The sequence below is a fragment of the Pseudomonas sp. SWRI68 genome, assembly GCF_014269165.1.
Classification (GTDB): domain Bacteria; phylum Pseudomonadota; class Gammaproteobacteria; order Pseudomonadales; family Pseudomonadaceae; genus Aquipseudomonas; species Aquipseudomonas capeferrum.
In genome coordinates this window covers 96074-118686 of record NZ_JABWRU010000011.1, presented here as the reverse complement: position 1 = coordinate 118686, position 22613 = coordinate 96074, and the positions used below count along the sequence as shown (strand labels likewise).

Annotated in this window: 16 protein-coding genes; 12 read left to right on the top strand and 4 right to left on the bottom strand. The window is 62.8% G+C overall.

Annotation, left to right across the window (positions count from 1 at the left end):
• The first annotated feature begins 41 nt into the window (after positions 1–41).
• From HU770_RS17425 to HU770_RS17405, 5 genes are all read left to right on the top strand, one after another.
• Complete coding sequence (locus tag HU770_RS17425; protein WP_186664577.1) at positions 42–1292, top strand: OprD family porin; 1251 nt, start codon at positions 42–44, stop codon at positions 1290–1292.
• Positions 1293–1396: 104 nt separating this feature from the next.
• Positions 1397–2473 carry a metal-dependent hydrolase gene (locus HU770_RS17420; RefSeq protein WP_186664575.1) on the top strand — a complete coding sequence of 359 codons (1077 nt, stop codon included), beginning with the start codon at positions 1397–1399 and terminating at the stop codon, positions 2471–2473.
• A 3-nt stretch (positions 2474–2476) separates the two neighbouring features.
• On the top strand, positions 2477–3169 hold the full coding sequence (locus HU770_RS17415; protein ID WP_186652980.1) for a TraX family protein: 693 nt from the start codon (positions 2477–2479) through the stop codon (positions 3167–3169).
• 190 nt (positions 3170–3359) lie between these two features.
• On the top strand, positions 3360–3572 hold the full coding sequence (locus HU770_RS17410; RefSeq protein WP_003179963.1) for a cold-shock protein: 213 nt from the start codon (positions 3360–3362) through the stop codon (positions 3570–3572).
• A 309-nt stretch (positions 3573–3881) separates the two neighbouring features.
• A complete protein-coding gene (locus HU770_RS17405; RefSeq protein WP_186652983.1) occupies positions 3882–4106 on the top strand; it encodes a hypothetical protein in 225 nt (74 codons plus the stop codon).
• 54 nt (positions 4107–4160) lie between these two features.
• On the opposite strand, the gene HU770_RS17400 is transcribed toward HU770_RS17405, so the two are convergent.
• Positions 4161–5171, bottom strand: a complete 1011-nt coding sequence (locus HU770_RS17400; RefSeq protein ID WP_186664573.1) for an aldo/keto reductase — start codon at positions 5169–5171, stop codon at positions 4161–4163.
• Positions 5172–5447: 276 nt separating this feature from the next.
• On the opposite strand from HU770_RS17400, the gene HU770_RS17395 reads away from it, so the two are divergent.
• The 3 genes from HU770_RS17395 to HU770_RS17385 all read left to right on the top strand — a co-directional run bounded on the left by HU770_RS17395 (position 5448) and on the right by HU770_RS17385 (position 10784).
• Complete coding sequence (locus HU770_RS17395; protein WP_186664571.1) at positions 5448–7628, top strand: PQQ-dependent dehydrogenase, methanol/ethanol family; 2181 nt, start codon at positions 5448–5450, stop codon at positions 7626–7628.
• Positions 7629–7634: 6 nt separating this feature from the next.
• Positions 7635–9068, top strand: a complete 1434-nt coding sequence (aldA, locus tag HU770_RS17390) for an aldehyde dehydrogenase (protein WP_186664570.1) — start codon at positions 7635–7637, stop codon at positions 9066–9068.
• A 318-nt stretch (positions 9069–9386) separates the two neighbouring features.
• Complete coding sequence (locus tag HU770_RS17385) at positions 9387–10784, top strand: PAAR domain-containing protein (RefSeq protein ID WP_186664568.1); 1398 nt, start codon at positions 9387–9389, stop codon at positions 10782–10784.
• Between the two features lie 1015 nt (positions 10785–11799).
• On the opposite strand, the gene HU770_RS17380 is transcribed toward HU770_RS17385, so the two are convergent.
• From HU770_RS17380 to HU770_RS17370, 3 genes are all read right to left on the bottom strand, one after another.
• Positions 11800–13701 (bottom strand): sigma-54-dependent Fis family transcriptional regulator, encoded by a 1902-nt coding sequence (locus tag HU770_RS17380; protein ID WP_186664566.1) that lies wholly within the window; start codon positions 13699–13701, stop codon positions 11800–11802.
• Positions 13702–13840: 139 nt separating this feature from the next.
• The gene (locus HU770_RS17375) at positions 13841–15361 is read right to left on the bottom strand and encodes an FAD-dependent oxidoreductase (protein ID WP_186664563.1); all 1521 of its coding nucleotides are present in this window, start codon (positions 15359–15361) and stop codon (positions 13841–13843) included.
• A 151-nt stretch (positions 15362–15512) separates the two neighbouring features.
• Positions 15513–16841, bottom strand: coding sequence for an MFS transporter (locus HU770_RS17370; RefSeq protein WP_186653002.1), 1329 nt, complete (start codon positions 16839–16841; stop codon positions 15513–15515).
• A 163-nt stretch (positions 16842–17004) separates the two neighbouring features.
• Between HU770_RS17370 and HU770_RS17365 the strand changes: the two genes are divergently transcribed.
• From HU770_RS17365 to HU770_RS17350, 4 genes are all read left to right on the top strand, one after another.
• The gene (locus HU770_RS17365; RefSeq protein ID WP_186664561.1) at positions 17005–18102 is read left to right on the top strand and encodes a sugar diacid recognition domain-containing protein; all 1098 of its coding nucleotides are present in this window, start codon (positions 17005–17007) and stop codon (positions 18100–18102) included.
• Positions 18103–18215: 113 nt separating this feature from the next.
• Positions 18216–19376 carry a glycerate kinase gene (locus HU770_RS17360; protein ID WP_186664559.1) on the top strand — a complete coding sequence of 387 codons (1161 nt, stop codon included), beginning with the start codon at positions 18216–18218 and terminating at the stop codon, positions 19374–19376.
• A 203-nt stretch (positions 19377–19579) separates the two neighbouring features.
• Positions 19580–20896 carry a phenylacetate--CoA ligase family protein gene (locus tag HU770_RS17355; RefSeq protein ID WP_186664557.1) on the top strand — a complete coding sequence of 439 codons (1317 nt, stop codon included), beginning with the start codon at positions 19580–19582 and terminating at the stop codon, positions 20894–20896.
• The gene (locus HU770_RS17350) at positions 20893–22608 is read left to right on the top strand and encodes a prenyltransferase/squalene oxidase repeat-containing protein (protein WP_186664555.1); all 1716 of its coding nucleotides are present in this window, start codon (positions 20893–20895) and stop codon (positions 22606–22608) included. Before HU770_RS17355 ends, HU770_RS17350 begins: the two co-directional genes overlap by 4 nt.
• Positions 22609–22613: the final 5 nt, after the last annotated feature.

The window sequence follows — 22613 nt, the reverse complement described above, 5'->3', positions numbered from 1 at the left end:
CAGCGCTTTATCCATAACAACAAGATCAAGAGAGCTTCGGAATGAACCACACCCCTTGCGTTGCCATCGGCCTGACCTTGCTCAGCCAACCTGCGCTGGCCGCTGATGGCGGCTTCTTCGAGGATTCGAAAGCCAGCCTCAGCGCCCGTAATTACTACTTCAGCCGTGACTTCTCGGACATCGTCGGGGCCAATCAGCAGTCCAAGGCCGAGGAGTGGGCCCAGGGCTTCATTCTCGACTTCAAGTCGGGGTACACCCCCGGCACGGTCGGCTTTGGCGTGGATGCCCTGGGCCTGTTGGGCATCAAGCTCGACAGCAGCCCTGACCGGGTCAATACCGGCCTGCTGCCGGTGCATGGCGATGGCCGTGCCGCAGACGAGTACAGCCGCCTGGCTCCGACGTTCAAGGCCAGGCTGTCGAAGACCGAGCTGCGTGTTGGCGAGCTGCAACCCAACTTGCCGGTGCTGACCTTCAGCGATATCCGCCTGTTACCTCCGACTTACCAGGGGGTGAGCCTGAGCACGTCCGAGCTGCAAGGCCTGACCCTGCAGGGCGGGCATTTGCGGTCAACGCACCTGCGCAACGAAGGCGGCGACGGCAAGATGAACGCCATGCTCGGCCATGTGCCGATGCGCCAGGCACAAAGCGATGCGTTCAACTATGTCGGCGGCGACTACGCGTTCAATGCGAACCAGAGCAGTGTCAGCCTGTGGTACGGGCAACTGGAAGACATCTACGAACAAGGTTTTGTCGGCTTCAAGCACAGCAAACCCGTGGGGGACTGGGTGCTAAGTGCCAACCTGGGGTACTTCACCGCCCGCGAAGACGGCGACGCACTGCTCGGCACCATCGACAACCAGGCCTTCTTCTCGCTGTTCACCGCCCGGCAGGGTGGGCACAGCGTGCATGTGGGGTACCAGGGCATCTACGGCGACAGCCCGTTCCCCCGGGTATTCGCCAACATCTCACCGTTGGGCAACGAGGTCCCTACCTACGAGTTCGCGTATACCGACGAGCGCTCCTATCAGCTGCGCTACGACTACAATTTCGCCGCCATGGGCGTACCCGGGTTGACGGCAGGGGTGCGTTATATCACCGGCAACAATGTCGATACCGGGCTGGGCTACGAGGGCCGTGACCGCGAGCGGGACCTGGATATCGGCTATGCGGTGCAGAGCGGGCTGCTGAAAGGGTTGGGGATCCGGCTGCGCAATGCCATGGCCCGCTCCAACTACCGCAGTGATATCGATGAGAACCGCCTGATCCTGGTGTACACCTGGCAGTTGCTGTGAATACCCATCGCCCGGCTGTTGCCACCTTTTGTCACTGAACCGCATTTGCACCGCAGGGCTTGAGGGGGGTAGTTTTCCTGGGTCATCCACACAGGAACTCCCCCTTGGACTCATTGACCCAAGCCGTACTCGGCGCCGCCCTGCAGGGCACTGTGCTCGGCCGCATCCAGGGCCGCCGTTCGCTGCTGTATGGCGCCGCGCTGGGCACCCTGCCTGACCTGGACGTGATCATCCGCTACGCCGACCCGGTCTCGCAGATGACCTACCACCGGGGCTTCTCCCACTCCCTGTTCGTCCTCACCGCTCTGGCGCTGTTGCTGGCCTGGTGCGTCAACAGGTACTGGCCGGGCAAGGGCTACACATTGCCGCGGCTGTTCCTGGCGTTCTGGCTGGTGCTGGTCACCCACCCGGTGCTCGATGCCTTTACCGTGTATGGCACGCAACTGTTCTGGCCGCTGTCGGTTACCCCGCAAAGCTGGGCGGCGGTATTCATCATCGACCCGGTCTATACCGTGCCGTTGCTGGCCGCAGTGGTCTACACCCTTGCCAAGGGGGTGACGGGCAAGGCCGTGAGGCTGATGACCTTGGCACTGGTCTTCAGTACCGCCTACCTGGGCTTTGGCCTGGCCGGGCGGATGCAGGCGGAGCAGCGTTTTCAGGCAGCCCTGGACCACCAAGGCATCACGGCCAGTGACGTACGCGCCGTGCCTATCGCCTTCAACAGCCTGATCTGGCGCGTGCTGGCCAAGACCCCGGAGGGCGCGTACTACGAAGGTGTCAGCAGTTGGCTCGATCAACATCCGCCGGAAATGCAGCGCCTGCCCCGCAACCTTGAACTGGCTTCGGCGCTTGCCGCTGCGCCACTGCATCAACGCCTGCGCTGGTTCACCGATGACTGGCTGCGTTACGACGAGGTCGACGGCGCGCTGGTGGTGACAGACCTGCGCATGGGGATCCCAGGCAACTACACCTTCCGTTTCAACATGGCCCACCGCGACAGCCAGGGGCACTGGGTTGCCGATACCCCCACGGCATGGCAGGGGGCAGGGGTAGCGTCGATGTTCAACAGCCATGACCTGGCCTTGATCTGGCGGCGCATCGTCGACCAGCAACCGCCCCTGCCGCTGGCTGCCTGGACCTCCCGCTACCTGGCGCCGACGGCGGCACAGCGCGGGCACTAGGGGATGCGCTCGGCAGGGCTGGACCTGGTCAAGTGGGTGGCGATCGTGACCATGGTCGCCGACCACCTGCGCTTCATATGGCCGCGTGCCGAAGGTTTGTTCATCCTTGGCAGGTTGGCCTTCCCGCTGTTTTGCCTGGCTATCGCCGTCAATGTCGGGCGCCGGCACGGAGGGGCGCCGTCAACCGGCGTCAACCTGCGTTACCTGGGCGCGATGCTGGTGTTTTCAGTAGTGTCCGAATGGCCCTACCGTTGGCTGGACAGCGGTTCGCAGACGTTCAGTGTGATGCCGACGCTGGCCCTTGGGCTCCTGGTAGCTTTGGGCGTGCAGCAGCATCAGGTGGCAGCACGGGTACTTGGCCTGGTAGCCCTGGCGGCTGCGGCCCTGTTCAGTGAACGCCTGATGTACGGCCTGGCCGGCGTGCTGTTGCCGGCCGCCTGGCTCATGGCCCGCCGCCTGGGCGCGCTGACGTGGCTGCTGCCGTGCCTGCTGGCAATGGCGGGCAACCTGACCAACGGCTGGTTGCGCGAACATCCGCTCGCGCCGTTCACCCTGCTGACCTTGGCCGCCGCTGCCCTGGCGGTGCCGTTCGGCTGTTTGCTATTACGTCGTGATGAGTGGCGCGTGCCTGCGGTGGGGCGCTGGGGGTACCTGTTCTACCCGGTGCATTTGCTGGTGATCAACGCGCTTATTTGAAGGGGTACACGGGCATTTTGCCGATGAATTCGGGTACAGGATTCAGCTATTTTCGATACTGGTAAAATTGTTAGTAGCTTCTCGCCGACAAAGCGCTCAATATGTGGCTTGCAGGGGCTTGTTGTTTGACATGGCCCTCGTTGTAAATTTCACGGAAAACGCATCAAAACAGCCATCGAGGGCTCAGAGCATGTCCAACAGACAAACCGGTACAGTTAAATGGTTCAACGATGAAAAAGGCTTCGGCTTCATCACCCCACAGGGCGGTGGCGACGATCTCTTCGTTCATTTCAAAGCCATTGAATCGGACGGCTTCAAGTCGCTGAAAGAAGGCCAGACTGTCAGCTTCGTTGCCGAAAAAGGGCAAAAAGGCATGCAGGCCGCCCAAGTGCGTCCTGAGTAAGACACGTACCAGCCGGCTCAACGTTCGAACAGGCACCCGCAACCTTGCGGGTTGACCGAGGTACTTGATCGAACGATGTGAAGCCTGGCAATTGTGTAACGTGTAAAAAAAGCTCCGTATCGAAAGATATGGGGCTTTTTTCGTTTTGGCTGGACAGTAGCAGTGGTCGCCCGATCAACAGAGATTACCTGGTAATAATGCTAGTAGCCGTCTGCTTGCCGATGGGCGATTATTTACAGTGATCGGTGAATAGTTTGCTCCAGGCTGCTGATAACAGTGACCATTCAAACACAACAGGAGGTGCTGTTCATGCCCCAAAAAGCGCAGTCGCTGACCGCAATGTCGTTAGCACAGGTTGATCCCCAGTTTGTAGCACCGGGGGTTGGCGAGGTTGTGTTTCTGATGGGGGACGGCGGCCAAGGTGCCCCGATCATCCGCGAGGGTCAGCACGTCAGTTATGAAATCGAGCAGCGGGAAGATGGGCTGTTCTATGCGGTGAACATCGTCATCGAAGACGAGCCACCCTTGAACTAGATTAACTGCTCGATGGCTGGCCAAGGGGCTTCATAGCCCCTTGCCGATCTGCCTTCAACTGCGCGCCAGTCGCCCGCTGACAAAGTGCGCCACATCATTGAAACCTGGGGTAGATGCATGCCCCGGCGTCACCAGCGAATCGATGAACGCTTCATCCTCTCCCGTGATCTTCACCTCCAGTGCCCCGGCATAGGTGTCCCATTGCGCTTCGGTGCGGGGCCCGACAATCGCCGAACTGACCTGTTGGTTGTTGAGCACCCAGGCAATCGCAAATTCCACGATACCCACGCCCTTGGCCTCGACGTATGCCTGGATCTGGCGAGCGATGGCCAGTGACTCCTGGCGCCACTCCACTTCCATGATGCGCTTGTCTTGGCGCCCGGCACGGCTGCCGGCATCCGGTACCGAGCCAGGTGCGTACTTGCCGCTTAGCACGCCGCGGGCCAAGGGGCTGAACGGCACCACGCCCAGGCCATGGTAGGCCGCTGCGGTCAGTTGCTCGGGTTCTGCCTGGCGGTTGACGATGTTGTACAGCGGCTGGCTCACCACCGGCTTGGCCACGCCCAGGCGCTCGGCCAGGTTGCAGATTTCGGCAATACGCCAGCCGCGGAAGTTGGACACGCCCCAGTAGCGGATCTTGCCCTGGCGCAGCAGGTCGCCGATGGCCTGCACGGTCTCCTCCAGCGGCACCTTGTGGTCCTCGCGGTGCAGGTAGTAGATGTCCAGGTAGTCCAGGTCCATGCGCGTCAACGTGGCATCGATGGCATTGAACACATGTTTACGCGACAACCCGCTGCGGTTGGGCAGGCCGTCGGCGGGGCCAAAACCAACCTTGGAGGCGACGATCCAGTCCTGGCGATGACGTGCCACGGCTTCGCCGACAATTTCTTCCGAGCGCCCAGCGTTGTAGACATCGGCGGTGTCGATGAAGTTGATGCCCTGATCCCAGGCTTTTTCGATGATCCGCAGGGCGTCTTCGGTGCTGGTCTGCTCGCCGAACATCATGCTGCCCAAGGTAAGGGCGGAAACCTGCAGGCCACTTTGGCCGAGGGGACGGTAGATCATGCGGGTAAGTCCTTTGCAGTGGGCTGATGTGCCTGTTTTACACAGAACCAGGCGGCATTGAAAGCCAGCAGCAAGGGCTGACACACCTGTGCCATGGCTGCATCAGCTGTGCCATGGCTGCTGCAGCCACAGCCTGTGGTCAGGCGCTGGCCCTTTGTGCTCAAACCCCTCTGGCATGGCTGTTTCGAAGCTGTTGGGCAGCGCTGGCACAACCGTTGCTCTATCTGTTGCAGGCGCCTGCCATGGCGTCGCCATAACAAGAACGGAGAAGCCACCATGAACCGAACAGGCCCGCACCGCCGGCCCTTCCCGCACGCCTTGGGCTGCCTGGCCCTAGCCTTGGCCTGCTGCGCACCTGCCTATGCCGCCGACGTCGATGGCAAACGCATCATCGCCGCCGACCAGGAACCCGGCAACTGGATGAGCCACGGCCGCACCTATGATGAACAACGCTTCAGCCCCCTCAAAGCCATCAACCAGGACAACGTCAATCAGCTAGGCCTGGCCTGGAGCTACAAACTCGACCTGGACCGTGGCGTGGAGGCCACGCCCATTGTGGTCGATGGGGTGATGTACACCACGGGCCCGTTTTCGGTGGTGTACGCGCTGGATGCCCGCAACGGCAAACTGCTCTGGAAATACGACCCGCAGTCGGATCGCAACCGTGCCGGTGAGGCCTGCTGCGATGCGGTAAACCGAGGCGTGGCGGTGTGGCAGGGCAAGGTTTACGTCGGCGTACTGGACGGGCGCCTGGAGGCGATTGATGCCAAGACCGGCAAGCGGGTCTGGTCGGTGGACACCCGCAGCGACCATAAACGCAGCTACACCATCACCGGCGCGCCGCGGGTGGTCAACGGCAAGGTCATCATCGGCAATGGTGGGGCGGAGTATGGCGTGCGCGGCTATGTAACGGCCTATGACGCCGAAACCGGCAAGCAGGCCTGGCGCTTCTTCACCGTGCCAGGTGACCCCAAGCTGCCGCCGGAAGACAAGGCCATGGAAATCGCCAGCAAGACCTGGCACGGCGATGCCTTCGTCGAGTGGGGCGGTGGCGGCACGGCCTGGGACTCGTTTGCCTACGACCCGGAGTTGAACCTGCTGTACATCGGCGTCGGCAATGGCTCGATGTGGGACCCGAAATGGCGCAGCCAGGCCAAAGGCGACAACCTGTTCCTGTCGTCGATCGTCGCGGTCAATGCCGACACGGGCGAATACGCCTGGCACTACCAGACCACCCCGGGCGATGCCTGGGACTTCACCGCCACCCAGCACATGATCCTTGCCGAGCTGCCGATCAACGGCAAGCAACGCAAGGTGCTGATGCAGGCACCCAAGAATGGCTTTTTCTATGTGCTGGACCGCGCCACTGGCGAGCTGCTGTCGGCCAAGAACATCGTGCCGGTGAACTGGGCCAAGGGCATCGACATGAAGACCGGGCGGCCCATCCTCGACGACGAGGCGGCGGCCTACTGGAAGGACGGCAAGCGCAAGCTGGTGACCCCGGCATTCTGGGGCGCTCATGATTGGCACCCGATGTCGTACAACCCGAACACGGGGCTGGTGTACATCCCGGCGCATATCATGTCGGCCTACTACGAGCACATTCCCGACGCACCCAAGCGCAACCCGTTCAAAAGCGTGTACCAGCTGGGTCTACGCACCGGCATGATGCCCGAGGGTGCCGAAGGCCTGCTGGAGATGGCCAAGACCTGGTCCGGCAAGCTGATCGCCTGGGACCCGGTTAAACAGGCGCCCGCCTGGGAAGTGCCCTACATCACTATCTTCAACGGTGGCACCTTGAGCACCGCCGGCAACCTGGTGTTCGAAGGCAGCGCCGATGGCCGGGTGATCGCCTACGCCGCCGACACCGGCAAGAAACTCTGGGAGTCACCGGCCGCCAGTGGCGTGATGGCGGCACCGATCAGCTATTCGGTCGATGGCGAGCAGTACGTCACCTTCATGGCCGGTTGGGGCGGGGCATTCTCGACGTTTGCCGGGGCACTGTCGCTGCGCGCCGGGGTACAGCCTTTCTCCCAGGTGCTGACCTACAAGCTTGGCGGTAATGCCACGTTGCGTGAGCCGGCACCGCCCGCCAACGCGCCCGAACCGCCACCCCTGACAGCTGATGCCAACGCAGTGGCCGCCGGTGCTGCCCTGTACGACGGCAACTGTTCGCAGTGCCATGGCATTCATGCCGTCAGCGGCGGCGTACTGCCTGACCTGCGCAAGCTCAGCGCGGAAAAACACCAGATGTTCCTCGGCATCCTCTATGGCGGCCGCGTGCCCGATGGCATGCCGTCGTTTGCCGACAACCTCAAGCCCGAGCAGGTGGAACAGGTGCACCAGTACCTCATCAAGCGTGCCCATGACCTCAAGCGCGAGGGCAGTACCTGGCAGCAGTTCAGCGCCAAGCCGGCTGCCCAGTCGCCACTGGCCGACAACCACCCACAGGAGTGAATGACCATGACTGCAACGATCTACCAGAACTACATCGACAATGCCTTCCTGCCCTGCGAGCAACTGATCGAGGTGTACAACCCGGCCAACGCACAGCTGCTGGGGCGTGTCCCGGAGTCGCCGGTGGAGCACGTGGAGCGGGCCATTGCCGCAGCGCGTCAAGCGCAAAAAGGCTGGGCGGCCAAGCCTGCCATCGAGCGCGCCGGGTATCTGCGCCAGATCGCGACAAAGGTACGCGCCAATGCCGAACGCCTGGCGCGCATCATCACCCTGGAAGGCGGCAAGGTGCAGGGGCTGGCGCAGGTCGAGGTCAACTTCACGGCCGACTACCTCGACTACATGGCTGAATGGGCGCGACGCCTGGAAGGCGAGGTGCTGACCAGCGACCGCGCCAATGAGCACATCTTCCTGATGCGCAAACCCTTGGGTGTGGTGGCTGGGATCTTGCCGTGGAACTTCCCGTTCTTTTTGATCGCCCGCAAGATGGCCCCGGCGTTGTTGGCGGGGAACACCATCGTGATCAAACCCAGTGAGGAAACGCCGATCAATTGCTATGAGTTCGCGAAGTTGGTGGCCGAGACCGACCTGCCAGCGGGTGTGTTCAACGTGGTCGGCGGCAAAGGGGCGAGCGTCGGCCATGGGCTGTCCAGCCATGCCGGTATCGACCTTGTAAGCTTTACCGGTAGCGTCGCCACCGGCGCACGGATCATGGCTGCGGCGGCGCCGAACATCACCAAGCTCAACCTTGAACTGGGCGGCAAGGCCCCGGCGATCGTGCTGGCGGACGCCGACTTGGACCTGGCGGTGAATGCCATCGTCGCCTCGCGGGTGATCAATACAGGCCAAGTGTGCAACTGCGCCGAGCGGGTGTACGTGGAGCGCCAGGTGGCCGACGCCTTCGTCGACAAGGTGGCCCATGCCATGGCGGCCACCCGTTATGGCGACCCGTCGAGCCGTGCCGACCTGGACATGGGGCCGCTGATCAACCAGGCCGGGCTCGACAAGGTGGCGCAGATGGTGCGAACGGCTGTCGGGCAGGGCGCCCAACTGGTGACCGGCGGGCAGGTGGCCGACCTGGGTGCCGGGTTCCATTACCAGCCGACTGTGCTTGCGGGCTGTGCGTCGGACATGGAGATCATGCGCAAGGAAATCTTCGGGCCGGTGTTGCCGATCCAGGTGGTCGATGACCTGGACGAGGCGATTGCCTTGGCCAACGACAGCGAATACGGGTTGACTTCTTCGCTTTACACCCGCGACCTGAATGCGGCGCTGAAGGCCTGCCGCGAGATCGACTTTGGCGAGACCTACATCAACCGCGAGAACTTTGAGGCCATGCAGGGCTTCCACGCCGGGGCGCGCAAGTCCGGGGTCGGTGGGGCGGATGGCAAGCACGGCTTGTATGAGTACATGCGCACGCAGGTGGTGTACATCCAAGGGTAGAGGGTGGCTTTGCTGGCCTCTTCGCGGGGCAAGCCCGCTCCCACTGAACAACTGCTAACTCATCGATTTAGCGAGACGCTGTGGGAGCGGGCTTGCCCCGCGAACACCGGCGAAGCCGGTGCCAGGCACCGTGCACGGCCATTCGCGGAACAGGTGTTTTACCTGTGTGCGTGCTTTCCTGCTCAGTAGCAGATTGATCAATGGCGTATGGGGCAGTACCTGCACGCTGCTTGTAGGGTAATTCTGATTTTCGCAGGCCCAGGCTTTTGCATGTTTTTCCAGTGTTAGCTTCCAGCTTTCTACGGCCGGAGGCTATTCATGACGCGCATATCGATACATGGAAAAGGGCAAGCGCTGGATGGCGATATCACCACCACAGGCGCAGTCTGCATTGCCAGCAGTACGAACTACCGGGGGGACAACCGACGTGCGCTGCGCCTGGGCGATGCCACGACCGAGTGCCCGAACTGCAAGAAGGTCGGTGTCATTGTAGAAGGGGTGAATGCTTTCGTCATCGGAGGTAAACCGGCTGTTGTCGATGGGGCGCTGGTCAAGTGTGATTGCCCAAACGGCAGCAACCGGGTCATCGCGCAGTCAGCCATGCACCGGGCTGGCAGCCGTCCTGCTCAGGCTGCATCGCCTGCCTCTGCCGTCAGCCATTCGGCGCCTTCATCAGGGCAGAGTCCTGCTCAAGTGTACAACGCATCTCCCGTCGGCTCATCATCGATACTTGAGCCTGGCTTCCATATTGTGCAACGCAGCATGTCGTTCGAGCAGGTGCTTCAGAGCCTTGGCGCGACGCACAGCCCTTTGCCAGTGGCGTTATTGCAGCGCTTGAATCCTACCTTCCCTGAGGGCTTCAAGGCGGGCGAGATATTTGTGCTGGGCAGCCCAAGCAGTGGGCACGCATGCAGTGCGCTGGAAAATGAACTGATCATGGTGGCCGAAAAGACCAGGGAGTCCCTGTCGATTCTCTCGCGTGAAGAAGCCAACTTCATGATGCAGCACATCGGCGAGATTGCCGGGGTGCTCAATGGCGCCAGCCAGTCGATGGGGGTGGGCAAGGACATGCTTGAGCGTGGACTGGGGCAGGTCAAGGACACGCTGAAGGGCATTGAGACTTTGCACCAACAGCAGTTTGTTTTGCATGGCCACTTGAACAGTGCGGAGTTCTTCGCCAAGCGCAGGGGGCTTTATGAACAACTGAGCGCCCAGTTGCGCGTAGGTTTTCTGAACAAGACATTGAACCTCGGCAGTTACGACACACTCCGCCGCGATCTGGGCATTTCCACCAAAAGCCTGGTGCGTCATTGGACCAAGGCAGGCGTACCGGGCCAGATACCCGGATATGCGACCCACCTGGATGAGGTGGCCAAGATGTCGAATTACTTAAAATATGGTGGGTTTGCGGCGATTGGACTTGGTGCGGGTTCTTCTTATTTGAAAGTTCAGGCGGCGTGTCGGGCGGGAGAAACTGAGGCTTGTAAGAGAGTTAGATTCACCGAGACGGGGAGCTTTTCAGGTGGGTTAACTGGCGGAATAGTTGGCGCAAAGATCGCGGGTGAGGCTGCTCGGCTAGTCTGCTCGTTTGGGGTGTATGGTAAAGTTGCTTGCGGAATCGTTCTCGTTGGTAGTGGGTCCTTTGCTTTTAGTAAGGGTGGCGAAAAGCTTGGGGAGACATCTGGAGAGGCAATCTTCGAGAGACTTTATGACTGATTTAACTACATGGCCTGCAAGCCTGCATATTGCGTTTCTTCTCGCACCATTTCTTATAGGATTGATTGGTCTGGGTATTCATTACCATATTGCCGGCTCACGTCACTTTGAGGTGCTTTGCTCGGCGTTTCAGAACAGCCCTGGTCTTATTGAGGATTTAAGGTACTGGAGCACTATATCGATTCGAACCAGGGCCATGATAGTGGCTGGTGTAACGCTAGCGGCGGTTTGCCCGTCACTGGTGGTACGTCGAGGTTGGTTGAATGCCGAAGATTGCAAAAATTGCCCAGCCTACCTCAAACGTCGGCTGCAGATTTCATTCTGGTGTACTGCAATAGCGGGCTTTTGGATTATGGCTGGGTGGGTACTTATCGAATTCGATAAGCTATAAGAGAAAACCCTCACGGTGGTAGGTCGCCATCACGCCGAGTGATGCGGGGGAGAGATTCGGGAGCGCTATGATTGATTTTTCAAATGTGCCCATGAGCTTGAAAATGGCTTTTGTACTCGCGCCTTTCATTGTTGGGCTCACCGGGGTGGGCATAAGTTATCATATAGCCGCTACTCGGCATTTTGATGTGCTTTGCACGGCATTTAGAAATAGCCAGGGGTTAGTGGATGACTTGAAATATTGGAGTACTATTTCGCTTGGGACAAGAACGAGGATAGTGTATGGCGTGACATTGGCATCGGTATGGCCGAGTTTGGGGGTTCGCCAAGGCTGGTTAGAGGCTGATGATTGTAAAAACTGTCCGCTCTATCTCAAGCGTCGACTGCAGGTCTCGTTTTGGTGTCTATTAATCGGTTGTGCATGGCTTTTTGTGGTTTGGGGCCTAATTGAGTCGGGCAGATTGTAAGTCCGAAAGGGCCTCCCGTCAGCGGGTCGTTTTGCCGATTACTTCATGAATTCTGGCTGCTCATTTGGAGGGCAGCCAAAGCCATGGCTGTACGACATTTCTGAACTTGACTCACCCCATGCCCTCGCGCATGGCCACCAGGGAAGGGGCCGGTTCAGTCAGCCCAACTGGTTGGGCTGGACGATGCCGTATCGCTTCATCTTGCGATACAGCGTTGACCGCGAAACCCCCGCGGCCTCTGCCGCTGCGCTCATGTTCCAGCGCTCTCGCTTCAACACCTCCAGCAAATGCCGCGCCTCGGCAGCCTCGACTTGCTGCTCTAGCACCTTTGGCCGCGCAGGCGCTGCAGGGTCGGCCACTACCTCCGGCAGGTCAGCCACTTCGATCAGCCCACCTTCGGCCAGCGCGACGGCCTGACGCAACGCATTGAGCAACTGCCGCACGTTCCCCGGCCAGGCGTGCCCGAGCAAGCAGCGCCACGCTTCATCGCTCAGGCGCATGCCAGCGCCCCCCGGCAGCCCTACCAACAACCCTTCGATCAATGCGCGCCGGTCACTGCGTTCACGCAGTGCCGGCAACGTCATGCGCATCCCGCACAACCGGTAGTAGAGGTCTTCGCGAAAGCGCCTGTCGCCGATCATTGCCTGCAGGTCCTGGTGGGTTGCCGAAATCACCTGGAGGTCCAGTGCTACCGGCGCTTCGGCACCCAGCGGCACCAGCTCGCGCTCGGCAAGCACCCGCAGCAGGCGCGTTTGCAGGTGCGCCGGCATGTCGCCGATCTCGTCGAGGAACAGCATGCCGCCATTGGCCTGCTCCAGCTTGCCCTTCATGCCTTTGCGATTGGCCCCGGTGAAGCTGCCGGCGCGGTAGCCAAACAGTTCGCTTTCGATCAGTGATTCGGGTATCGCCGCACAGTTGAGCGCCACGAACGGTTTGGCATGGCGCTGGCTAGCCTGGTGCAAGGCACGGGCGAACGCCTCTTTGCCGGTGCCGGTTTCGCCGTTCAGAAGAATCGCGATGTCTCGGTCCAGCACCTTGCGCAGGCGTTTCACGCCTTGTTGCAGCTGTGTGTCCTGGCCTGCCAGTTGCTCGAGCGTGGGGTGTGCAGTGTGGGTGGGCGCGGGCCGCGCAGAAGGCGCTTGGCGGTAACCGGCCGGTACGCGCAGGCCCACATCCAGCAGGTGCGCTTGTTCATGACCGCGCAGTTGAGTGCCACGGGCACCGCCGCGCGTCAGGTCCAGCAACTGGTCGATGGTGGCAGGCAGCAGTTGCTCGATGGCCACGCCCAACAGCTTGCCGGTATGCGCCAGGAACGCTGCCCGATTGGCGCCGATTACCCGGCCGCTTTCGTCCAGTGCCAGCAGTTGCTCTGCGGCCAGGTCGCAGAAGTCGTCGCGTGGTTTGATGGCCAAGGTCAGGCGGTCGCGGTAGCGCTGGCGGAAATGGCTGTTCTCGATCAACCGGGCGTACAGGGTCACCAGCTGCAAGGTCAGGTGCTGGGCTTGCTTGGGGCCGTCGTTGTACAGGCAGGTCGCGTTGAGGCAGCCGAGCAGTTGGTTGTGGGCATCGAAGATCGGTGATACCGAGCAACTGAGCCGCGCATTGGCCGCAAGGAAGTGCTCCTGACGATGGATGGTCAGTGCCTGCTCAGAGGCCAAGGCGGTGCCGATGCCGTTGGTGCCAGCAATCGACTCGTCCCACCGCGCGCCGACGATCAGCCCGGAACGGGTGTAGCGCTGTGGGTCGGCGGGCAGGCGGGCAGCCAGCGTGATGCCTTCGGCGTCACTGAGCAGCACGGCGAAACCGGCGTCCACCACGCGCTTGGCCAGGCCACTGACGCCCTGGCTGGCGATGGCCAGGTAGGCCTCGTGCTGGGCTTGGTGCTGGCGGATTTCAGCGGCGCTGAGGATGTTGTCGACGTGGCGCAGGGCGGGGTCCAGGTGGTGCTGATTGATGCTGCGGTACCAGGATTCAGCGATCACCGGTTCTGGCGTCAGGCCACGTTCGGCAAAGTGGCAGTCGACGAAGGCGGCCAGTTCACTGGCGCGGGGTTTGGCCATGGGCGCTCTACCAAGTTCTTGTTATTTGAGTTGGGGAAACCATAGCTGATTTTGGGTTTGGGAGTTGCTTGTCTTTAGCTTTGCAGGGGGCGGATATCGAGCGCCCCCCGAAGAACCCAAGCAAAAAAGCAGGCGTGTTTCAGCCGATCAGCTTGAGTGCCTCATCCAGACCCAGCGGCCGCTTCATCCGCTGCGACAGCTGCGCCATGGCATCCGAATACCCCTTGCCCACCACCGCTTCAACCTGCTCCCCGACACACTGCAAGGCAATGAAGTCACCTTTCTCCGGCTCGCCGACGAACTCGATTCGGTCCCAGTCCCGAGCATGCCCCAGCACTTCATAGGTGCGCCCATGCTGATAGGTCCAGAAAAACGGCACATCCGCGTAACGACGCTGCTCGCCCAGCATGTTGGCTGCGGCAATTACCCCATGCTGCTGGGCCAGGCGCCAGTGTTCGATGCGCACCGGGCGGCCAGCGAGGGGGAAGGTGGCGATGTCGCCGGCGGCCCATAGGCGGTCGGCGGCATGCAGCTCGGCGTCGACCCGCAACGAACGATCCTCGTCCAGTTCCACGCCCTGCACGAACGCAGTGGCCGGTGCGACGCCGGTACCCAGCAACACCAACGACGTCATCAGCTTCTCGCCATTGGCCAGCAGCACGGCGTCGACCCGTTCTTCACCGAGAAAGCGCTCGACCTCGGTCGGGCCGTGGAACACCACGCCCTTGCGCTCATGCAGCGCGCGTATGCTGCGCCCGATACGCTCCCCTAACTGTTTGCTCAAGGGCACCGCGTGGCGGCTGACCACATGCACCTGCGCGCCATACTTGCGCAAGGCCGAGGCCGCCTCCAGGCCAATGAACCCGTCGCCGACGATCACTACAGGCTGCCCCGGCTCGGCGGCATCCAGCAGGCGTGCTGCATCTTCGCGTGAACGCAGGGTCATGACCCCTGCCAGGTCGACACCGGGCAGTTCGGGGCGCTGCGGTTTGCCGCCCGTGGCCAGCAAGGCGGCGTCATAGTCGATGCGGTGGCCGTCGCTGAGGGTGATTTGGCGCTTTTTCACGTCCAGTGTGCTCACCTTGCCCAAGCACCGCTCCAACTGGCCCGCGCGCAACTGGCCAGCCTCCAGTAGCGCCGGGACTTCATCGGGCGGCATCTCCCCGGCGATGACGAATTTGCTCAGCGCAGTGCGGTCGTAGGCGGGCTGGCGTTCATGGTCAAGCCAGACCAGACGCCCGCCGAAGCCATGGGCCAGCAGCGTGGCCACCGCCGCCGAGCCTGCGGCCCCGGCACCGATGACGACGAAGCAGCGCGCGTCACTGTGGCGTGGTGGCTCGGCCTTTGGCAGCGGCTGGTCATCGACCCAGACTTCACCGTCCTTGACCCACGCCCGATAGCGGCGCAGGTCGGCCAGTGCCGGCGGTTCGCACACCGCGCCTTCGTCCACGGCAAACGCCGCCTTGTGCCACGGGCAGACCAGCAAGCCTGCGCAGATCACGCCTTCTTCCAGTGGGGCGCCGGCATGGGGGCAGTTGGCCTGGTAGGCCTGCACCAGATCGCCCTGGCGGATGAGGATGAGTTCTTCGTTGCCGGCCTGCACACGCAGAGGGCGGTGGGGGTCGAGCTGATCGAGGCGGGCCACGGTATGCTGGGTCATGAGGCTTCTCCAAAGGGGGCCTTTGGAACCATTTGACGCCTGTGCCGTTGAGATGCTGACCTGAGCCGACGACCGGGGCATTATTATTCTGAAGCACCGTGTGGGGCGGGTTTGCCGGCTCCCACACGGGCTGTGGCGCATTGCAGGTGTTTTAGGTGGACTTTACCGTGGCAAGCGCGCCAGCGCGCGTTACCCGCAAGGCCACCAGGCTACCCACCACGATCAATGCCGCCAACGAATACAGCGCGGCATCGGTCGACCCGGTCTGGTCCTTGATGAAACCGACCAGGTACGGGCTGAGGAAGCCCGCCATCTGCCCCACCGAGTTGATCACCGCCAGCCCGGCCACGGCCGCACCGGCGCTGAGCAGCGCAGTGGGCATTGGCCAGAACATTGGCAGGCCGGTGAGCGCGCCCATGGTGGCGATCGACAGGCCGAGGATGGCAATCGGCGGGTTGCCGGCGAAGTTCACGGCGATCAGCAAGCCGATGGCGCCCATCAGCATGGGCACTACAAGGTGCCAGCGGCGCTCGTTACGCAGGTCGGCCGAGCGCCCGCAGACAATCATGAACACCCCGGCCAGCAAGTACGGAATGGCGCTCAGCCAGCCAATCAGCAAGGGGTTGTCGAAGCCCATGCTCTTGATGATCGACGGCAGCCAGAAGTTGATCGCGTACACACCGCTCTGGATACAGAAGTAAACGAAACCGAACGTCCAGATCAGCGGGTTGGTCAGCACTGCGAGCACGCTGTCACCGCTGGTGGCGGGTTTGCTGGCGGCGTCGGCCTTGAGGTCGGCCTCGATCAGTTGGCGCTCGGCCGGGCTCAGCCACGTGGCTTTTTGGTAGCCGTCGCTGAGCAGGCGGATGGCCAGGAAACCCAGGATGACGGTGGGCACGCCCTGGATCAGGAACATCCATTGCCAGCCGGCAAGGCCATGCTGGCCGGCGGCGAAATGTTCGAGGATCCAGCCGGAGAACGGCCCGCCCAGCAGCCCCGACACCGGGATCGCCGACATGAACAGGGCCATGATCCGGCCACGACGGTCGGCCGGGAACCAGCGCGAGAGGTACAGCACCACGCCTGGGAAGAAGCCGGCTTCGGCGGCGCCAGTCAGCAGGCGCAACGTGTAGAACTCGGTGGGTGTGGTGACGAACAGCAGGCAGGTCGAGAGGCTGCCCCAGGCGATCATCATCAACGCGATCCAGCGCCGTGGGCCGAAGCGGTTGAGTGCCAGGTTGCTCGGCAGGCCGCAGAGCACGTAGCCGATGAAAAAGATACCGGCGCCGAGGCCGTAAACGGTTTCGCTGAAGTTCAGGGCGTCGAGCATCTGCAGCTTGGCGAAGCCGACGTTGACGCGGTCCAGGTAGTTGAACAGGTAGCAGATGAAAATGAACGGAATCAGCCGCAGGGTGATGCGCCGGTACAGCGCGTTACGGGTGGTGTCCGTGCCTTGGTCAGGGGCGGGGCTGTGTGCCATGATCGGGTTCTCTGTTGTTATGGTTGTCACCGCGTCGCCTGTTCCGGCGCTCGCCCTGACGAGTCTGGCGGGCCTGCGGTGTGCCTGTCTTTGTGCTTTTGCACAGCGCTTGGCCAGGGCTGCTGTGCCCGCGACCAAAGCCTACCACCCCAAGGACCGTTGAATGTTCGAACTCGACCATGACCTGGCGCAGGATATCGTTGATCGGGCGATGGCCATCCTGCCCTGCAACGTCAATGTCATGGACAGCCAGGGGCTGATCCTTGGCAGTGGCGAGCCGGAGCGTATCAACACCCGCCACGAAGGCGCGCAACTGGTGCTGGCCAACGGCCGCATCGTCGAGCTGGATGTGGACGCGGCAAAGTGCCTGAAGGGCGTGCAGCCAGGGGTGAACCTGCCGCTGATGCTCGATGGGCGGCTGATGGGGGTGCTGGGCCTGACCGGCGACCCACAACAGTTGCGCACCTATGGCGAGCTGGTGCGCATGACCGCCGAGATGCTCCTGGCCCAGCGCCATCTGCAGGTCGAGCAGCAATGGCGGCGGCAGCGTTGTGACGATTTGCTGGCCTTGTTGCTGGGTGGCAGCGGCGATTCACCCAGGTTGCTCGACGAAGCCCGGCAGTTGGGCCTGAAACCCCAGCTGCCCAGGGTGCCCTGCCTGTTCGAGCTGGAGTCGGGGCCACCGGCCGAAGCCTTGTCGGCCTGGCTGACCAGCCGCTACCCGGACAGCTGGTGTGTCAGCCCCGCACGCCAGTCGCTATTGTGGTGCCGCCCGGCAGCCTTGGTGCTGGACGAAGCGCGGCTGCTCGAGCGCCTGCAGCGCCACGGCTGGCAGGTCGAGCGCCTGGCCCTTGGTTGCGTGGCGCAGAGCCTGGAGCAGTTGCGCCGAGGCTATCGCCGGGTGCGCGACCTGCTGGCCTATGGGCAGGAGGTGCTGCCCGCCGAACGCCTGCTCAGCCTTGAGCGCTATCGGTTACCGGCCTTGCTGTGGCGCCATCGCAATGACGATGCCCTGGATGAACTGCTCGAACCGCTGCAACGCATCCGGGCCAAGGACGCGAGTGGTCAGCTGATTGCGACCTTGCGGGCCTGGTGCGCCCATGATGGCCAGAGCCAGGCCTGTGCCGATGCCTTGGGCATTCACCGCAACAGCCTTCGCTACCGGCTGGAACGGGTCGCCGAGCTGGGCGAAGTCGACCCGCTGCGGATGGAAGGCATGCTCAGTTTGTACCTGGGGTTGCAACTGCTGCCGGCCGGTTGAGGGGGGGGCGAAGGCATTTGCCCAAACAACGCCTCTGCTGTCTTGTGCATTTGACCGAGGCCAGCTTGCCAGGCAACTGTCAGCATGCCGCTCATCTGGACAGGAGAATCCCCATGAAGATCGTCATCGCCCCCGACTCGTTCAAGGACAGCCTCGACGCTGCCGGTGTCACCCGCGCCATTGCCCTGGGCCTGGCCGAGGTGTGGCCGGATGCCGAGCTGGTCGAATGCCCCATGGCCGATGGCGGTGAAGGCACCATGGAGGCCATTCTTGCCGCCAGCCAGGGCGAACTTCGCCGCCTGGCCGTGCGTGGGCCTTTGGGGCAAACCGTCGAGGCCGGTTGGGGGTGGCTGGCGCAGAGCCGCACCGCAATCATCGAGATGGCCCAGGCCAGTGGCCTGCAATGGGTGCCGACCGAGCAGCGTGATGCGTGCCGCAGCAGCACCAGGGGTACTGGCGAGCTGATCGCTGCCGCGTTGGCCGCTGGTGCTCGGCGTATCGTCCTGGCAATTGGCGGCAGCGCTACCAATGACGGTGGCAGCGGCATGCTGCGCGCCCTGGGCTTGCGCCTCCTGGATACCGATGGCAAAGCGCTGGAAGAAGGGGGCCTGGCCCTGGCAAGGCTGGCGCACATCGATACCAGCGACCTGGACCCACGGCTGGCCGAAGTGCAGGTCGAGGTGGCTGCTGACGTTGACAACCCGCTGTGTGGGCCCAATGGCGCCTCGGCGATCTTCGGCCCGCAGAAAGGCGCAAGCCCGCAACAGGTGCAGGCGCTGGACCAGGCGCTGGGGCATTTTGCCGATCACTGTGCGCGGTTGCGCGGTGAGGATGTGCGCGACTTCCCTGGCTGTGGCGCCGCAGGCGGCATGGGGTTCGCGGCCAAGGCGTTCATGGGCGCGCAATTCCGCCCTGGGGTGGAGGTGGTGGCTGAGCTGGCCGGGCTCGATGCGCTGGTGCAGGGTGCTGACCTGGTGGTGACCGGCGAAGGACGCTTCGACGCCCAGACCCTGCGTGGCAAGACGCCGTTGGGCGTGGCCCGGGTCGCCAAGCGCCACGGTGTGCCGGTGGTTGTACTGGCCGGCACGCTGGGGGAGGGCTACCAGCAGCTGTATGCCCATGGGATTGACGCCGCTTTTGCCTTGGTCAACGGGCCGATGAGCCTGGAGCAGGCATGCGCCAACGCGCCAACGCTACTGCAGGCGCGCGCGGGTGATATCGCCCGGCTGTGGCGCTGCGCTTCTGCAGCCCCCAAAAAGCATGTGAAATATTAAAAACATCTTAGTCTGATACCTCGCCCAAAACACAAGCCGAATCGGGTGCTTTTGCCAGAAAAGTACTACATACAGCGAGCGTAAAAGCCCCTATTTAGGCCGATTAATACCTGGCAACTCTCACCGTCGCCGAGAAATAAGTATTTTACTAACCCCCTGTCGCTCGCCAATTCTCTGCGCTGCACATTTGAGAGGGCGAGTCGATGTTGGTTCATGGCGATAAGGATTTCGAAGTATTGAAGAACGCCGAGCGCGAACTTCAACAGCATGTCGGGCATCTCCCCGATGCCGCGTTTTATGAACGAAAGTTGCAAGCAGCCTGGAGGCGAGCACAGCACAGCGCCCACTACGCAGAGATAGGCCCCTACCGTTTTTCGGCGTTTCAGCAATTACCGCTGACGGCCAAGGCCTTGCTTAAACGTCAGCCATTGGCGTTCTGTACCGTGGCCCTGGGCGATGCGGCCAAGTACTACGCCACTACCGGCACCACGGGCGAGCCGACCCCGACCCCGCGCCTGAAACAAGACATCATCTGGAATGCTGTCAGCGTCGCCGCCCACTGGCGCTCGGTGCTGCGCCCGGGAGCACGGGTGGCCAACCTGATGCCATCGGACATCGTCCCGGTCGGCGACCTGATCGCCAATGTCTGCGAATACCTGGATATTTCCCATGTGCGGCTGTATCCGTTCACCACCGGCATCACCGACTGGGAGCGGGTGTGCAACACCTTCGACACCTACCGGCCAACGGTGCTGTTCATTGCCCCCGGCGTGCTGGTACAGCTGACCCGCTACCTCAAGCAGCGGGACCTGTTGCACACCTTCGCCCAGTCGGTGAGCTCGATCATGCTGCTGGGCGAGGTCAACACTCAGCCGTTTCGTGAACGTCTGGCCCGTGGCTGGCAGTGCGAGGTGTTCGACGCCAGTTATGGCAGCACCGAAACCGGCACCTTGGCCGCCGTGGGCGAAGACCAGCAGATGCGCCTGGCCACAGCCACCCACTACTTCGAACTGCTGTTGCCCGACGGCAGGCTGGTGACGCCCGCCGAGGGCCTTACCGGGCGCCTCGTGGTCACCCCATTGAACCTGTATGCCCGCCCGTTGCTGCGGCTGGACACCGGCGACAGCGTGACCATCACCGCGCCGTGGCAGCCCGGGCAGCTCAGCCCCAGCCTGCTGATCAATGGTCGCGACAGTGACAGCATCATGGTGGCGGGTGTCAGCCTTGAGATTCGCGCGGTCGAAGAGGTGGTCTACGGCACCTGTGACGCTACCGGCTACGTGATCGAGATCGACCGCCAGAACGACAGCGCCGCCTTGATCCTGGAGCGCGACGTGCACTGGGACAACGCGCAGGAAAGCCAACTGCAAGCGCAACTGCTGGAGCGCTCCCAACAGCTGATGGGCCTGCGCTGGAGCCGCGTGCTGTTCGTCAACAACCTGTCGGCCATCAACAAAAGTGGTGGCTCGCAAAAAAGCTGGAAGAAGACCAACCTGCGCTTCGTGGGGGGCAAGCAATGACCGCACCACGCTTTGCGCAAGGGCGCGGCCTGGGCAATGGCCAGCCTGACCTGTGGTGCACCTACGCCGCCGTGCGCAGCCTGGCCTGGGTCGAGCGCCTCGACAGCGTCGATACGGCCAGCCTGCACACCTACATTCAGTCCCGCCGTAACCGTGACGCAGGCTTCGCCTGGAGCAAAGGCATGCCGTCCGACGCCTGGGCCACGTTCTATTGCTGCGAAACGCTCAAAGACTTGGGCATTGCCATCGAGCAGGGCACCCAGACCGCCGAATGGCTGCATACCCTGTTCGACGGTGATGCCTACGCCATGTGCCCGGGGCAGACCGCAGACGTCTGGGCCACCCACTATGCGGTGCGCACCTTGGTCGAGGTTTGCGATGGCCGCGTGGCCGACCCCGATGCCTTGTATGCCTGGCTTGAAGGGCTGCAGTGCAGCAATGGCGGCCTGAGCTGGTCGGCGGACTTTGCCCGGCGCAACCTGGCCGATACCCGTGCCTGCTTCTATGGCGTGATGGCTGCGCGCGCGCTGGCTCGGCAAGGGCTGCCAGCGCCGGCCTGGGACGTGCCGCGGTTGATCGACTGGTTGCAGGCGCAACAGATGGACGACGGTGGCTTTCGCTTCAGCGAAGCCGCCGAGCGGCCGTGCCTGTGGGCGACCTACCGCGCCACGGCCAGCCTCGCAGCATTACAGGCGCAGCCGCTGGGGCCCGGCCAGTGCGTCGCCTGGATCGAGGCGCTGCGTGGCCCGAGCGGCGCCTTCGTGCGCTGGCAGGGTTATGACGTCGAAGATGTCTGGGCCGCCTTTTGTGCGGTGGGCTCACTCAAGGCGCTCGGTGAGCCGGTGGCACACTTGGCAGATGCCATCGCAAGCTTCATCGCGACCCTGGCGTTGCCGCAGGGTGGTTACACCTATCGGCAGGTCGACGCTGCGGCTGATGTGCTGACCACCGCGGCCGCAGTGATCGGTGGGCAGATGACGGATGCACAGCGGGCGGATGCGCTGCGCTGGATCGAGGGCTGCCAGATGCCGAACGAGCCCGGGATCATGTACATGCCGGGGCGTGGGGCCGAAGTGCGTTGCACCAATTGGGGCCTGGCCGCCGGTGCCTTCGCTGACCGCCCCGACGCACGCAAGGCAGTCGGACACTGGCTGGCCTCGCTGCAGAACCCCGACGGTGGCTTCGGTTTCTGGGAGGGGCGTGGTTCTGACCTGGTGTCCACTGCATCGGCGGTGGCGATTCTGCAGCAACTGGGTAACAACGCCGGTGTCGACCTTGTCGAGCTCGAAGCCTTTGTCGCCAGCTGCTGCCAGCAGGGCCGGCATGCCGCGTACCCGCGTGGGCAGGTCTCTTTGCGCGCCAGCCTGCAGGCATTGATCTGCCTGCGCCATGTTGGCCGGGATGTTCGCGCGCAGGCAAGCGACCTGCTGGCCGCGCACAAGGTGCGCCAGGGCGGCTTCGCCAACCAGGGGCAGCGCATCCCTGATCTGCTCAGCACCTACCAGGCCGTGGCGTTGGCCGCAGCGCTGGGGTTGCCGGTCGACCTGGCGCACCTGCGCTTCTTCCTCGACAAGGTGCGCAGCGGCCCGGGGTATGCCTGGTCGCCGCTCTACCTGCAGGGGCACGACGCGTTGTCGGGCTGCCTGGGGCGCCTGTTGCAGGCGTTTGCCGACGGCAAGTGCCTGCACCTGCCCAACTTGCAGCTGTCGTGAGGAGC

What these genes read in the sequence shown, in the direction of transcription:
- HU770_RS17360 (WP_186664559.1), top strand. Translation starts at nt 18,216, where the DNA reads ATGAAGATCGTCATCGCCCCCGACTCGTTCAAGGACAGCCTCGACGCT.
- HU770_RS17395 (WP_186664571.1), top strand. Translation starts at nt 5,448, where the DNA reads ATGAACCGAACAGGCCCGCACCGCCGGCCCTTCCCGCACGCCTTGGGC.
- HU770_RS17350 (WP_186664555.1), top strand. Translation starts at nt 20,893, where the DNA reads ATGACCGCACCACGCTTTGCGCAAGGGCGCGGCCTGGGCAATGGCCAG.
- HU770_RS17370 (WP_186653002.1), bottom strand. Translation starts at nt 16,841, where the DNA reads ATGGCACACAGCCCCGCCCCTGACCAAGGCACGGACACCACCCGTAAC.
- HU770_RS17415 (WP_186652980.1), top strand. Translation starts at nt 2,477, where the DNA reads ATGCGCTCGGCAGGGCTGGACCTGGTCAAGTGGGTGGCGATCGTGACC.
- HU770_RS17400 (WP_186664573.1), bottom strand. Translation starts at nt 5,171, where the DNA reads ATGATCTACCGTCCCCTCGGCCAAAGTGGCCTGCAGGTTTCCGCCCTT.
- HU770_RS17355 (WP_186664557.1), top strand. Translation starts at nt 19,580, where the DNA reads ATGTTGGTTCATGGCGATAAGGATTTCGAAGTATTGAAGAACGCCGAG.
- HU770_RS17410 (WP_003179963.1), top strand. Translation starts at nt 3,360, where the DNA reads ATGTCCAACAGACAAACCGGTACAGTTAAATGGTTCAACGATGAAAAA.
- HU770_RS17385 (WP_186664568.1), top strand. Translation starts at nt 9,387, where the DNA reads ATGACGCGCATATCGATACATGGAAAAGGGCAAGCGCTGGATGGCGAT.
- HU770_RS17365 (WP_186664561.1), top strand. Translation starts at nt 17,005, where the DNA reads ATGTTCGAACTCGACCATGACCTGGCGCAGGATATCGTTGATCGGGCG.
- HU770_RS17405 (WP_186652983.1), top strand. Translation starts at nt 3,882, where the DNA reads ATGCCCCAAAAAGCGCAGTCGCTGACCGCAATGTCGTTAGCACAGGTT.
- HU770_RS17425 (WP_186664577.1), top strand. Translation starts at nt 42, where the DNA reads ATGAACCACACCCCTTGCGTTGCCATCGGCCTGACCTTGCTCAGCCAA.
- HU770_RS17380 (WP_186664566.1), bottom strand. Translation starts at nt 13,701, where the DNA reads ATGGCCAAACCCCGCGCCAGTGAACTGGCCGCCTTCGTCGACTGCCAC.
- HU770_RS17375 (WP_186664563.1), bottom strand. Translation starts at nt 15,361, where the DNA reads ATGACCCAGCATACCGTGGCCCGCCTCGATCAGCTCGACCCCCACCGC.
- aldA (WP_186664570.1), top strand. Translation starts at nt 7,635, where the DNA reads ATGACTGCAACGATCTACCAGAACTACATCGACAATGCCTTCCTGCCC.